This window comes from Nocardia sp. NPDC056064, from assembly GCF_042266925.1.
GTDB lineage: Bacteria > Actinomycetota > Actinomycetes > Mycobacteriales > Mycobacteriaceae > Nocardia.
Window position 1 is genome coordinate 4,587,186 of the sequence record NZ_JBHJWO010000001.1, and the last position, 13,352, is coordinate 4,600,537.

Genomic DNA, 13,352 nt, shown 5'->3' on the forward strand with positions numbered 1-13,352 from the left:
GGGGTTTCGGGAGGGAGTTTCTCGATCATGTTCCATCGCAAGGGTGCTCGACACGTACTCGCGGCGGCGTTGCCGATCGCGGTGGCGGTGAGTCTGGTGGGTGCGGGCACCGGCTCGGCCGAGGTCGATCAGCAGACCCGCTACGCCGAAGGATTGTCCAGCGTGGGCGTCACCGACGGGGTCGGGTACCGCAGCACGGTGGCACCGGATCTGAAGACGGTCTCCGCCTCCCTCGACGCGGGCCGGTTCGTCGCGGCCGAGGACGGCGTCGTGGTGGAGTCGGCCACCGGGGCGAGGATCGGGGAGATCCCCGGTTCGTTCCGCACGGTCGGCGGCGAGGTCATCGCGCTGGCCACCGAGATCGCCGCCGACGGGCGCGGTCTCACGGTGACCCCGCAGATCACCCCGGCGGCGGCCACCGAACTGAAGGACATCGCCACCACGCCCACCGCCCAGTTCCCCGATCCGGTCCAGAATGCCGCCGCCATCGGTGCGGGTATCGGTGCGATCGCCGCGGCCATCGTGTGCATTCCGATGATCACCACGATGATCCTGTACCTGCCGTGTGTCGGCCTGGTCGGGCTGCCGAATGCGCTGGTCGGCGCGCTCATCGGCGCGGTGGTCGGCGTGGTCGCGCCGGACATCATCCCGCAGGTGCTGCCCTGATCGGCTGAATCGACGAGCGGCCCGCGCCGGCTCGCGGCGCGGGCCGTCGCGCTATTCGCGCACGACCTCGACCGGATCGGTCAGCGCCAGCGCCAGCGCGGACTGCTGGGCCTGCCCGCGCGGCGGCAGCGCCTCCAGTGCCTTGCCGGTCTGGGTGTTGAGGTTGCCGACGATGTTCTGCATCGCGCCCACGCCACTGGTGAGCTGTTCCATGGCCGAGACCAGCTGCGCGCCGCCCTGTTCGGCCAGGGCGGGCAGGCCCTCGGCGAGGGCGGCGCCCTGGGTGAGCTGGTCGCGGGCGCCGTTGAGCCGCTCGACCACCGTGCGCAGCAGCGTGCCCAGCTCGGTGTTCGGGTCGACGGCCGCGCCGGTCAGCTCGCTCAGGCCGTCGAGCTGGGTGCCCGCCTGCTTCGAGACGGTCTGCAGCGCTTCGAGTTTGGCGATGATCGGGGCGAGCTGGGGATCGTTCGCGAACGGCAGGCTCTTCAGCGGCGGCAGGATCTGATCGAGCCCGGACCCCATGGCCGCCGCGCTGCTCTGCACCCCGGCGATGGTGACACCGGTCGCGCTCAACGCGTCGGCGAGCTGGGTGGCCTGCTTGGCCGCGCCGTCGACGGTCTGGTTCAGCAGCGCGATGGCCGAGGTGAGCTGCCCGGCGCCTTCCTTGGCGAAATCGAGGAAGCCCAGCATCTGCTCGGCACCGCCGCTGAACTGGTCGGCGCCTGCGGCGGCCGCGTTCACACCCGCGTTGAGCAGCTGCGCGGTGAACTGCACCGAGGTCATCTGATTGCGGGCCTGGGCCACCGCGGCCAGCGCCGCGTCCACGCCGGAGGCGCCGATGCGGTGGGTCACCACGTCGACCGCGCCGTTCACGGTGCCGGTGTCGGCGCCCTCGTGGGCGGTCACGGTGACCTTGGCGCGCTTGGGGTCCGGGGTGGCCAGGGTCGCCATCGAGGAGGTGAGGTCGGCGGGCAGGGTGATCACCGCGGCGTAGTCGGCGGGATCGACCTCGCCGGGCTCGGCCACGGTCCAGTCGTAGCCGCCCGCGTCCTGCACGGCCTTGGCGACCCGCTCCCCGGTCGGGCCGGTATCGGCGTTCACCAGGGCGAAGCCGGTCGGGGCGGAGTCCTGCCCCGCGCAGGCGGCCAGCACACCACCGGCGAGCAGGGCGGCGACGGTGAGACTGAGCAGGCGCAGGGGTTTGTCGATCACGGGGCCGACGGTATCGGGCCTGTTCGCTGCGTGGTCTGGGGGAGGTCTGAGAGTTCGTTGAGGAACGCTCAGTAGGCCCGGCGGATCGGCAGGTCGATGACCAGGCGGGCCCCGCCCAGCGGGCTGTCGGCGAAATAGGCGTGGCCGCCGTGCAACTGGGCCTGCTGGGCCACCAGTGCCAGGCCGAGGCCGGAGCCGCCCTTGGTGGCATTGGTGCCGCGGGCGAAGCGGGCGAAGACGGCCTCGCGTTCGCCGGGCGGGACGCCGGTGCCGTTGTCGTCCACGGCGATCACGATGTGGTCGCCGGGATAGCGGTGCGCCGCGACCACGGCCTGGGTGGCGCCGCCGTGCTTGACCGAATTGGTCAGCGCGTTGTCGATGGCCAGGCGCAGGCCCGCGGGCAGGCCGAGGGTGACCAGCTCGGCGTCGGTCTCGATGCGCACCTGGAGGCCGGGGTTGTGCCGCATGGCGTCGTGGGCGGCCTGATCGCACAGGTCGGCCACATCGGTGGGCACGTGGTCGGCCTCGGCGGTGAGGTCGCCGCGGGCCAGCCGTTCCAGTGCGGTGAGGGTGGTCTCGACGCGGGTCTCGTTGCGGGCCAGGTCGTCGAGGATCTCGCGGCGCTGCGCGTCGGTGAGATCGAGGGTGCGCAGGACCTCGAGGTCGGTGCGGATGGCGGTGAGCGGGGTGCGCAGTTCGTGGGCGGAGACGGCGGCGAAATCGCGGGCGGTCTCCAGGGCGGCCGCGGTCTCGGCCTGCGCCTCGTCGACGCGGGCCAGCATGGTGTTCACCGCCTCGGCCAGCTTCACCGCCTCGTCCACGCCCGAACCGTCCACCGGCTGGGCCGGATTGGCCGGATCGGGGAAGGCGCTGCGGGCCGAGACCTGCCGGGTCAGGGTGACGATGGGTCCCACTGCCCGCCCCGCCAGCAGCCAGCCCAGCGCCGCGGCCGCGGCCACCGCCACCCCGGCGCCCGCGAGCACCCAGCGCTGCTGGTCGTCGGTGGCCTTGGCCGACTCGGTGGTCGGGATGGCCAGCGAGACGGTGCGGCCCGCGGGCTGGTTCTCGGTGGTGGTGAGCACGCGATAGGGCTGGTCGTCGACCTCGACGGTCTGCGAGCCGGGCGGCAGCGCTGGCAGCTGGGTGGAGCTGGAGGCGGTCACCTGGCCGTCGTCGCGCACGGTGAGCGCCATGGTGTTCTGCAGGCCGGTCAGGTTGACGAAACCGGTGGCCAGCACGGGCTCGATCAGCACGATGCGCGAGGCGATCTCGAGCTGCTGATCGGTCTGGGTGACATTGTTGCGTTCGATCGCCTGGAAACTCACGAATGTCGCGATCCCGACGATCAGGACGGCACCGGCCGCGGCCGCGCCGGCGACCCTCGTTCTCAGCGAAAACGATTGTCTCCGACGACGTTTCGGCGGTGCTTCGGTCATTTGGGTTCCCGCAACACGAATCCGACGCCACGGATCGTATGCAGAATCCTTGGCGTGTCATCTATTTCGAGTTTGCGGCGAAGGTAACCGACGAACACATCGACGACATTCGTATCCGCTATGAAATCGTAACCCCACACCAATTCCAGCAGCCGTTCCCGCGTGAGAACCACACCCGCATTCCTGGCCAGGGTCGACAACAATTCGAATTCGCGTTTGGTGAGCTCGATTTCCCGGCCGTGCAGCAACGCCCGATACCCGGCCACATCGACCTGGAGCGGCCCCACCGCGATGGCGCCCGGCGCGCTCGGCTCCGGCGTGTCGGTGCGGCGGCGCAGCAGCGCCCGGATGCGAGCCACCAGCTCGGCCAGTTCGAAGGGTTTCACCAGGTAGTCGTCGGCGCCGGATTCGAGTCCGGCGATCCGGTCGTCCACCGAGGAACGGGCGCTGAGCACACAGATCGGCACGTCGTTGCCCATCGCCCGCAGCGCCGTCACCACGCCCGCGCCGTCGAGCACCGGCATGTTCATGTCCAGCACGATGGCGTCGGGGCCGTGCTCGGCCACCGCGCGCAACGCCGCGGCGCCGTCACGGGCGACCAGCACCCGGAACCCGGACAGGCGCAGGCCACGTTCGACGGAGGCCAGGACGTCCTCGTCATCGTCGACGACCAGGACGGTGGCAGCGGCACGTTCGGTCACGCTGTGACACTAGCGGCTGGCGCCGCGGTTCTCGGCGCTTGACTCCGCCTCTTCCCTCCCTGCGGGTACTCCTTCGTCGCACCCTCCGGTCAGTCCAGAGGCGGAGGCGCGCCGAGAACGGGGACGGTCCCTAGGAGGTGGGTGCGACCGGGTCGCCGTCGCGGTCTGGGGTTTCCGTGGACGGGATGCCCAGCGGGGGGTTGGCCAGGATGCGGTCGGACAGCGCGGTCAAGACCGCCGGGTCCTCGATGGTGGCGGGGGGTTCCACGTGCTCGCCCGCGGTGAGCTGGCGGATGGTCTTGCGCAGGATCTTGCCGGAGCGGGTCTTGGGCAGGCCGGAGACGATGATGGCGTCGTAGAGGCTGGCGATGGCGCCGATCTGGGTGCGGACCCGCTCGACGAGCTCGGCGCGCAAGCGCTCCTGATCGATCTCGACACCCTGCTTGAGCACCACATACGCCAGCGGCAGGCTGCCCTTGAGCTCGTCGGGCATGCCGATCACCGCGCATTCGGCCACCGCCTCGTGTCCGGAGATCGCGGCCTCGATGCTGCCCGCCGAGAGGCGATGACCGGCGATATTGATGACGTCGTCGCTGCGGCCCAGGACGTAGAGGTAGCCGTCCTCGTCGAAGTAGCCGGAGTCGCCGGTGAGGTAGTGGCCGGGGAAGGTGGCCAGGTAGGAGCGGATGAACCGGTCGCGGTCGCGCCACAGGCCGGTCAGGGTGCCGGGGGGCAGCGGCAGGCCGATGACGATATTGCCCTCCACACCCGCGGGCACCGCGTTGCCGTTGGCGTCGAGCACCCGCAGCCGGTAACCGGGCACCGGCACGCACGCCGAACCGGGCTTGACCGGCAGTTCCTGCAGGCCCAGCGGGTCGGCGCAGATCGGCCAGCCGGTCTCGGTCTGCCACCAGTGATCCACCACGGGCACATCGGGATGCCCGGCGAGCAGGGTGTCGGTGGCCCATTCGAAGGTGGCCGGGTCCAGGCGTTCGCCCGCGCAGAACAGCGCGCGCAGTTTCGACAGGTCCGAGCGGTGGGCGATGGTGGCCTCGGGGTCGGCGCGGCGGATCGCGCGCAGGGCGGTGGGCGCGGTGAACAGCACCCGCACGTCGTGCTCGTCGACGATGCGCCAGAAGGCGCCCGCGTCGGGAGTGCCGACCGGTTTGCCCTCGTAGAGCACGGTCGTGGCGCCCACCAGCAGCGGCGCGTAGACGATGTAGGAGTGGCCGACCACCCAGCCCACATCCGAGGCCGCCCAGAACACCTGACCCGGCCCGACGTCGTAGATGTTGCGCATCGACCAGGACAGCGCCACCGCGTGCCCACCGTTGTCGCGCACCACGCCCTTGGGCTTCCCGGTGGTGCCGGAGGTGTAGAGGATGTAGAGCGGATCGGTCGCGGCGACCGACACCGGCTCGGCGGGCTCGGTGCCCGCGACGGAGGCGTCCCAGTCCACCCAGCGCGCGGCCACCGTCTGCTCGGAGGCGGGCAGCACATCGGTGGCGGGCAGGGGAGCGGGGAACTCGATGGTGGCGAACTGCGGCCGCTGCTTGACGATCACCGTGCGCACCGACGTGGTCGTGGTGAGGTCGAGCGCCTGCATGACGATCGGCGGGTAGTCGATGCGGCGGCCGGGCTCGATCCCGCCGGAGGAAGTGACCACCAATACCGGCTCGGCGTCGTCGATCCGGGCGGCCAGTTCGGGCGCGGCGAAGCCGCCGAAGACCACCGAATGCACCGCGCCGATACGCGCGCAGGCCAGCATCGCGATCACGGCCTCGGGCACCATCGGCAGATAGATCACGACCCGGTCACCGGCCACCACACCGAGATCACGCATGACTCCGGCGAATCGGGCGACCTCGTCGAGCAATTCGGCGTAGGTATAAGTCGTCGTGGTGTCCGTCATAGCGGAGACATATATGAGAGCCGCCTGATCGGCGTGCCCACCCTCGGCGACGGTGCCCGCCCGCACGTGCCGGTCCAGCGCGTTCACGCAGGTGTTGAGCCTGCCGTCGGGGAACCAGCGGGCCGATCGTTTGTCCGCCGCGTCCACGATCTGTTCCGGCGCCACGTCCCACTCGACGGCCTGAGCTGCGGCGGACCAGAAGTGGGCTGGATCGACCAGACTGGTCTGATAGACCGGCCGGTACTCGTGTTCGGTGTCCAAGCCCGTGACTCCCTAGCCTCGCTTCGATGCCCGCTCGATAGATCCTGATGATTGTGGCAGACTTCACGCGACACCCGAGGGGGTGCCGCGACCTTTGGTTTTGCCTGGAACGGGCAGGTCATCGCGCGGACCTCTACCGGGAGTGAGCCAAGAAGTTATTGATCCGTTAGAATCTGATGTCACTTATTAGGGCAGTCGTAGACGCAATTTCTCGGCCAGCCGCAGTTCTCGGCCAGCACCGCCTGGCGAGCCAGCATTGCGAGTGTGAAGGTTCGCTGGTGGCGCTTGGTAGACCGCTTGGTATACGAGGCCAGTTTGGAAAGTGAGTGGGAGATGCGTGACGCCGCTAGGTCCGGCAGCAAACGCTGGGCGCTCGGCAACTGGGACCTGCGCTGGAAGGTTACGGCCGTACTGGCCGTGCCACTCGCGGTCGCGGTCGGGCTCGGCGTGTCGAGGATTACCTCCGAGTTCTCGGAAGCCAACCGGCTCTCCAGTATCAACGAGCAGGTAGACACGATTCCGTCGGTCACCGCGCTGAGTGCTACCTCGGCGCAGGTCTCCGGTAGCCAGATGGTGCCGACCGGCCCGGGCACGACCCTGGTCACCGACGACGACCTGGCCAAGCTCGACGGCGCGATCGCCGCGGCGGAGCAGTCGCTGAGCAGGCTCGAGGAGCTGCCCAGGGCCCACGCCGCCCTCGAGCGCATGATCAAGCAGGCCAAGGCGGTGCGCGCGCAGGGCAAGGGGCTCACCACCTCCACCGAACCCGCGCTGGCCTCGGTCGAGGCGGTGCGCCGCGACAGCGTCGACATCGTCGAGACCACGCTCACCCAGGTCAGCGATCCGGTGATGGACGCGGCCAAGCTGCGGCTGGTCGACTCGCTCAACACCCGTTCGGTGCTCGTCGACGAGCTGGCGGGCATGACCGAGATGCTGCGCGGCCAGGCGGCCGGCGCCCAGCACTTCCTGGCGGGCGTGAGCACCGAGCGTCACCTGCTCGACGTGCTCAGCAACCGCTTCCCCGACGGCGACCAGGTGATCGCCGACCTCAAGGCCCAGGCCGAGACCAGGGAGACCCTGGCGACCGGGCCGGAGGTGCAGGCGGGCAAGCTGCCCGTCGGCGAGATGCGTACCTCGCTGTACACCAGCCTCGTCGGCTACGCGAAGGTCGTCGACGAGTCGACCAAGGCCATCGAGTCGGCCATGGACGATCTGGCCGGTTCGGCCGCCACCGGCGCCTGGACCTACACCGGCGTCGTCATCGCGACCATCCTCGCCGCGCTGTTGCTCGCGGTGTTCGTGGCCCGCTCGATGATCGTGCCGCTGCACCGTCTGCGGCTGGCCGCGCTGCGCGTGGCCGAGTCCGACCTCCCGCACGAGGTCGCCCAGCTGCGTAACGGCGCCGCCCCCGAGGACGTGCCGCTCGAGCCGATGCCGGTGCGCTCCGACGAGGAGATCGGCCAGCTGGCCCGCGCCGTCGACGACATCCACGGTCAGGCGCTGCGCCTGGCCAGTGATCAGGCGCAGATGCGTTCGCAGGTCAACGACATGTTCGAGACCCTGGCCCGGCGCTCCAAGTCGCTCGTCGACCATCAGCTCACCCTCATCGAGGCGATGGAGTACGACGAGAAGGACCCGCGCCTGCTCGAGAACCTCTTCCGCCTCGACCACCTCGCCGCGCGCATGCGCCGTAACGGCGACAACCTGCTCATCCTCGCCGGTACCAAGCAGCGCCGCACCAAGTCGGCGCCGGTCGAGATCGCCGACGTGCTGCGCGCCGCGATCTCCGAGGTCGAGGACTACGAGCGGGTCAAGCTCGGCGCCACCCCGCGCGGCTCACTGGTCGAACCGGCCGCCTCCGATATGGCGCACCTGTTCGCCGAGCTGCTCGACAACGCGCTGCGGGCCTCCCCGCCGGAGACCGACGTCAAGTTCACCTTCGCCCAGGCCCACGACCAGGGTCTGCTGATCGAGGTCGCCGACCGCGGTATCGGTATGCCGCCCGCGGAGATGTCGGAGATCAACCGCAGGCTCGAGCAGACCGCCGAGCCGGGCCCCGACACCGCCCGTCACATGGGTCTGTTCGTGGTCGGCCGCCTGGCCGAGCGCCACGGCCTCACCGTGCGGCTGCGCCCGACCTTCGACACCGCGCGCGATCCGGGCGTCACCGTCACGGTGCACGTGCCGGTCGGCCTGATCGTCTCGGGTGCCGGTGGGCCGGTCGTCGCGCCGCAGCAGCAGCCTCAGCCCCAGCAGCAGCGGCCGAACCCGCAGAACCAGCCGAACCCGCAGAACCAGCCGAGCACCATGCAGACCCGGGCGATCACCCGCACCCCGGGCGGCAACATGATGGTGACCGTCGATCCCGGTGTCAGCGGTCCGGCCCCCGGTGACGGCGGCCTGCCGCAGCGTCAGCCGGGCAACTCGATGGCCCAGGGCGCGCAGCAGGACGCGGCCGAGCAGTCGGCACCCACCCTGCGTCCGGCCGCGCCCGGTCAGGACGGGAATGTGCCGCAGCGGGGCAAGCTCGCCGCGGCCGCCCTGCCCAAGCGCAACCTGAACCCGGGTGGGCCGCCGCGTCCGCCCGCCGCGCCCGGTCAGCCGGGCGAGGCCAAGCCCGCCGGTGCGCCGCAGTCCTCGGGTGGCCTACCCGTGCGGCAGCCGGGTGCCAACGGTGCGCCGTCGCGCGAGTCGGCGTCGCCCGCCGGTGGCCTGCCGCCGCGTGAACCCGCCAAGCCGCAGCAGACCCCGGGTGGACTGCCGCAGCGTTCGCCGGGCGCCAACGGCGCGCCGCCGCGCGACCCGTCGGCCGGTCTGCCGCAGCGCGGCGACCAGGCCAACCGCCTGCCCCAGCGGGAGCAGACGGGCGGTCTGCCGCAGCGCGACCCGTCCAACGGCCTCCCGCAGCGTGACCCCTCCGGTGGCTTGCCCCAGCGTGAGCAGACCGGCGGTCTCCCGCAGCGTGACCCCTCCGGCGGCTTGCCCCAGCGTGAGCAGACCGGTGGTCTCCCGCAGCGTGATCCGTCGGGTGGTCTGCCCCAGCGTGAGCAGACCGGTGGACTTCCGCAGCGTGACCCCGCCACGGGTCTGCCGCAGCGTGATCCGTCGTCGGTGCAGCGTGACCCGTCGACCGGGCTCCCGCAGCGCGGTGCCGGTGGCCCGCAGCGGGATTCGGCCCCGATCCAGCGTGACCCGTCGACCGGCCTGCCCCAGCGCGGCCCGGCCAACGGACTCCCGCAGCGTGAGCCGACCCCGCGCCTGCCGCACCGCGACCAGACCGGCGGCCTCCCGCAGCGGGACCTCCCGGGCGGCCTGCCACAGCGCGACCCGTCCGGCGGCCTGCCCCAGCGTGAGCAGACCGGCGGTCTCCCGCAGCGTGACCCGGCCACGGGTCTGCCGCAGCGTGACCAGACCGGCGGTCTCCCGCAACGCGATCCGTCGACCGGCCTGCCCCAGCGTGAGCAGACCGGTGGACTCCCGCAGCGTGACCCGTCCTCGGGTCTGCCGCAGCGGGCGCCCGCGGCCGGACAGGCGCCCGCCGCCGACTCGGCACCGCCGCGTCCGGGTGGCCCGAATGGGCTGCCGCAGCGCGCCCCCGGCGCTACTGTGGTACCGCAGGCGAACGCCGGGCCCGGAGTGGCTCTGCCGCAACGGGATCGGGAACCTGCGGAGCCGGAGAGCGCTGCGTCGGCAGGGCGCGATCCGGGTCGGCACAGTTTCCGGTCGAACCCGGCCAAGGCTGCGTCGTTCTTCCAGACCAGGTTGCAGCCGGCACCGGAAGGTGATTCCGTCATGGGCGGAACGCCGATCTTCGCGGAGATGATGTCGGCCTGGCTCACGGACGAGAATTCCGACCGGTCCCAAGCGGCCGCCGCCTTCGAATCACCCGGTGACGACGGCTGGCAGGCTGCCCGCCGGGCCAGCGAGGCCAAACCCGAGGTTCGTACCGCCGCGGGCTTGCCTCAGCGCAATCCGGGCGGCAGGCTCGTGCCCGGTGGTGTCACCGGCAAGGCCGACAGCACTCCGCAACGTGATCCCGAAACGATCAGGTCCAGCTTGAGTCGTCACCAGCAGGGCGTCCGGGATGGCCGCGCAATGAAGGCAATGAACCTAACCGGAGATAAAGGAGACCGATGAACCCCGATCTAGGTGGTACGAACCGTCAGCTGGATTGGCTGGTTTCGAACTTCGCCAACGAGGTTCCTGGCGTAGCCCATGCCGTCCTGGTCTCGGCTGACGGCCTGCTGATGGCCGCGAGCGCCCAGCTCCCGGTGGACCGCGCGGAACAGCTCTCCGCGGTGACCGCCGGCCTGGCGAGTCTGTCCGTCGGCGTGTCGAATCTGTTCGAAGGCGGTACTGTACTGCAGTCCGTCGTCGAGATGGAGCACGGTTACCTGCTGCTGATGGCAGTGGGCGACGGCTCCTACCTCGCGGTCCTGACCAACACCTCGTGTGACATCGGTCAGGTCGGCTACGAAATGGCTTTGTTGGTCGAGCGTGTGGGCCAGACCGTCCAGGCCACGCCACGTGTCACGATGGGTTCCTGATGGTGGGATGGACATAGACGATCACCGCATGGGGAGCGCCGAGCCCAGCCTCGTTCGCCCGTACTCCTTGACTGCCGGCCGCACCAGGCCGGCGGTCGAGTTGGCGCTGGAGGCACTCGTCGCATCGCATCCGGTCGCCATGGAGCGGCAGTTCGAACTGAACAACCTCGAAACGTCCATCGTGGAGTTGTGCAGGCAATCGCCGTCCGTTGCCGAGATAGCTGCCCAATTGGGTATACCGATCGGTGTAGCGCGGGTTCTCGTCGCCGACCTCATCGAGGCCGGTCACGTGCGAGTCTCGGCGACTTTGAAAGACGATTCCAGCGACGATGAACGTCGCGAGCTGATCGAAAGGGTTCTCAGTGGACTCCGGCGTATTTGATTCGACGGCGCAGGTCGACACCCGCACGAGCAAGCCGACTTCGGCGAAGATCGTTGTCGCCGGTGGCTTCGGTGTCGGTAAGACCACGTTGGTCGGTGCGGTGTCGGAGATCGTTCCGCTGCGCACCGAGGCGCTGGTCACCAACGCCAGTACCGGAATCGACAACCTGACCGGGATTCCGATGAAGTCGACCACCACGGTGGCGATGGACTTCGGCCGTATCAGCCTCGCCGACGACCTGGTGCTGTACCTGTTCGGTACCCCGGGCCAGTACCGGTTCTGGTTCATGTGGGACGACCTGATCCGCGGTGCCATCGGCGCCGTGGTGCTGGTCGACACCCGCAGGCTGGAAGACAGCTTCGCCGCCGTCGACTACTTCGAGGCGCGCGGCCTGCCGTTCCTGGTGGCGCTCAACGAGTTCGACGACGCCCCGAAGTACCCGCTCGAGGACATCCGCCAGGCGCTGGCCGTTCCCGCCGACGTGCCGATCATGTCGATCGACGCCCGTCGCCGGGAGCCCGCCAAGCAGGCCCTGGTCTCGCTCACCGAGTACGCCCTGCGCAAGGTCATGCAGGGCTACTGACCGGAAGCGGGGCTGCCGCGATGAAGGCCGCAGCCCCCACTCCTGGTCCGGCTCCGGGCCGGGTCGCGCCGCGGTGATCCGCGTCGGCGACCGGTCCCGCTAGGCTCTGTTCGTGCGTATGTCGGCGAATGAGCTGCTCGGTCAGCTGCTCGATTCCGGGACCTTCGTGAGCTGGGATCAGCCCCCGGTCGAGCCCCCGATCACCCCGCGCTACCGCCAGGAACTGGTGGAGGCCACCGTGCGCGCGGGCACCGACGAGTCGGTGCTCACCGGCGAGGGACTGTTGCGCGGGCGCCGGGTGGCGGTGATCGCGTGCGAGTTCGCGTTCCTGGCCGGTTCGATCGGTGTCGCCGCGGCGGAACGGATCGTCTCCGCGGTGGAGCGCGCGACCGAACTGGGTCTGCCGCTGATCGCCTCACCGACCTCCGGCGGCACCCGGATGCAGGAGGGCACCGTCGCTTTCGTGCAGATGGTGAAGATCGCGGGCGCGGTCACCGTGCACAAGGCCGCCGGATATCCCTATCTCGTCTATCTGCGTGATCCGACCATGGGCGGCGTCTTCGCGTCCTGGGGATCGTTGGGGCACATCACGTTCGCCGCACCCGGCGCGCTCATCGGCTTCCTCGGTCCGCGCGTCTACGAGGCGCTCTACGGCAAGCCCTTCCCGCCCGGCGTGCAGACCGCCGAGAACCTCTACCGCAACGGCGTGATCGACGGCGTCGTCCCGGTGGAGGTGTTCCGCCGCATCGCCCACCGCGCCCTGAGCGTGGCCAGCGGTGCGGTGATGCCGGTGTCGGCGGAGCCGGGATGGGCTGCGCCCGTGCTGAGTCCGGTGACGGCGGCGAATACCACTGCCAGCGCGTGGGATTCGGTACTGAGCACCCGGCGGCCCGGGCGTCCGGGCATCCGTGACCTGTTACGCCATGTGACACACCGTGTTCCGCTCAGCGGCACCGGCCAGGGTGAATCCGATCGCACCGTCGTGCTGGCCCTGGCCCGCTTCGGCGGACAGCCCTGTGTCGTCTTCGGCCACGACCGATCCGGCCAGCGCGGCGAACACACCATGGGCCCGGCCGCTTTACGCGAAGCGCGCCGCGCGATGGCGCTGGCCCAGGAACTGCGGCTGCCGCTGGTGCTGGTGATCGATACCGTCGGCGCCGCGCTGTCGAAAGAGGCCGAGGAACGCGGGCTCGCCCCCGAAATCGCCCGCTGTCTCGCCGATCTCGTCACCCTCGACACCCCGACGGTCTCGATCCTGCTGGGCCAGGGCACCGGCGGTGGCGCGCTGGCGCTGCTGCCCGCCGACCGGGTGCTGGCCGCCGCGCACGGCTGGCTCGCGCCGCTGCCGCCCGAGGGCGCGAGCGCGATCGTCTTCCGCGATACCGCGCACGCGCCGGAACTGGCCGACGCCCAGGGTATTCGCGCGATCGACCTGCATCGCGACGGTGTCGTCGACCGCATCGTCGGCGAATATCCCGATGCCGCAGCCGAACCCGTCGCCTTCGCCCGGCGCGTGGTGCTGGCCGTCACCGAGGAACTCGCCGCCCTGCGCACCGTCGCGCCCGTCGAGTTGCGTGCCGCGCGCCGGGTCCGCTACCGCCGGATCGGGCTCACCGGGGTGGTCTACTGACCCACGCCCCGGTTCGTACCCC

The 13,352-nt window shown here is 70.5% G+C and carries 10 protein-coding genes; 6 read left to right on the plus strand and 4 right to left on the minus strand.

What is annotated here, in order from left to right; all coding sequences use genetic code 11:
* The first annotated feature begins 27 nt into the window (after window positions 1–27).
* The gene (locus ACFC06_RS21445) at window positions 28–666 is read left to right on the plus strand and encodes a hypothetical protein (protein WP_375933890.1); all 639 of its coding nucleotides are present in this window, start codon (window positions 28–30) and stop codon (window positions 664–666) included.
* A 51-nt stretch (window positions 667–717) separates the two neighbouring features.
* Here the strand turns inward: ACFC06_RS21445 and ACFC06_RS21450 are convergent, their stop codons facing one another.
* The 4 genes from ACFC06_RS21450 to ACFC06_RS21465 all read right to left on the minus strand — a co-directional run bounded on the left by ACFC06_RS21450 (window position 718) and on the right by ACFC06_RS21465 (window position 6,188).
* Window positions 718–1,878 (minus strand): hypothetical protein, encoded by a 1,161-nt coding sequence (locus ACFC06_RS21450; RefSeq protein ID WP_375933893.1) that lies wholly within the window; start codon window positions 1,876–1,878, stop codon window positions 718–720.
* Between the two features lie 68 nt (window positions 1,879–1,946).
* A complete protein-coding gene (locus ACFC06_RS21455) occupies window positions 1,947–3,203 on the minus strand; it encodes a sensor histidine kinase (RefSeq protein ID WP_375933896.1) in 1,257 nt (418 codons plus the stop codon).
* Window positions 3,204–3,310: 107 nt separating this feature from the next.
* Window positions 3,311–4,015 (minus strand): response regulator transcription factor, encoded by a 705-nt coding sequence (locus tag ACFC06_RS21460; RefSeq protein WP_375933899.1) that lies wholly within the window; start codon window positions 4,013–4,015, stop codon window positions 3,311–3,313.
* 130 nt (window positions 4,016–4,145) lie between these two features.
* Window positions 4,146–6,188, minus strand: a complete 2,043-nt coding sequence (locus ACFC06_RS21465) for an AMP-binding protein (protein ID WP_375933902.1) — start codon at window positions 6,186–6,188, stop codon at window positions 4,146–4,148.
* A gap of 333 nt (window positions 6,189–6,521) precedes the next feature.
* Here ACFC06_RS21465 and ACFC06_RS21470 point away from each other — a divergent pair, with 333 nt between their 5' ends.
* The 5 genes from ACFC06_RS21470 to ACFC06_RS21490 all read left to right on the plus strand — a co-directional run bounded on the left by ACFC06_RS21470 (window position 6,522) and on the right by ACFC06_RS21490 (window position 13,330).
* Window positions 6,522–10,325, plus strand: coding sequence for an ATP-binding protein (locus ACFC06_RS21470; protein ID WP_375933904.1), 3,804 nt, complete (start codon window positions 6,522–6,524; stop codon window positions 10,323–10,325).
* A complete protein-coding gene (locus tag ACFC06_RS21475) occupies window positions 10,322–10,735 on the plus strand; it encodes a roadblock/LC7 domain-containing protein (protein WP_011207200.1) in 414 nt (137 codons plus the stop codon). Before ACFC06_RS21470 ends, ACFC06_RS21475 begins: the two co-directional genes overlap by 4 nt.
* Before the next feature lie 7 nt (window positions 10,736–10,742).
* Entirely contained in the window at window positions 10,743–11,117 is a 375-nt protein-coding gene (locus tag ACFC06_RS21480) for a DUF742 domain-containing protein (protein ID WP_019044950.1), read from the plus strand.
* A complete protein-coding gene (locus ACFC06_RS21485) occupies window positions 11,098–11,700 on the plus strand; it encodes an ATP/GTP-binding protein (protein ID WP_019044951.1) in 603 nt (200 codons plus the stop codon). Before ACFC06_RS21480 ends, ACFC06_RS21485 begins: the two co-directional genes overlap by 20 nt.
* A 118-nt stretch (window positions 11,701–11,818) precedes the next feature.
* Window positions 11,819–13,330: a carboxyl transferase domain-containing protein gene (locus ACFC06_RS21490; protein WP_375935686.1), complete on the plus strand. Its 1,512-nt coding sequence runs from the start codon at window positions 11,819–11,821 to the stop codon at window positions 13,328–13,330.
* Window positions 13,331–13,352: the final 22 nt, after the last annotated feature.

Coding starts and splice junctions, on each gene's coding strand:
- ACFC06_RS21445 (WP_375933890.1), top strand. CDS start 28: ATGTTCCATCGCAAGGGTGCTCGACACGTACTCGCGGCGGCGTTGCCG.
- ACFC06_RS21470 (WP_375933904.1), top strand. CDS start 6,522: ATGCGTGACGCCGCTAGGTCCGGCAGCAAACGCTGGGCGCTCGGCAAC.
- ACFC06_RS21475 (WP_011207200.1), top strand. CDS start 10,322: ATGAACCCCGATCTAGGTGGTACGAACCGTCAGCTGGATTGGCTGGTT.
- ACFC06_RS21480 (WP_019044950.1), top strand. CDS start 10,743: ATGGACATAGACGATCACCGCATGGGGAGCGCCGAGCCCAGCCTCGTT.
- ACFC06_RS21490 (WP_375935686.1), top strand. CDS start 11,819: ATGTCGGCGAATGAGCTGCTCGGTCAGCTGCTCGATTCCGGGACCTTC.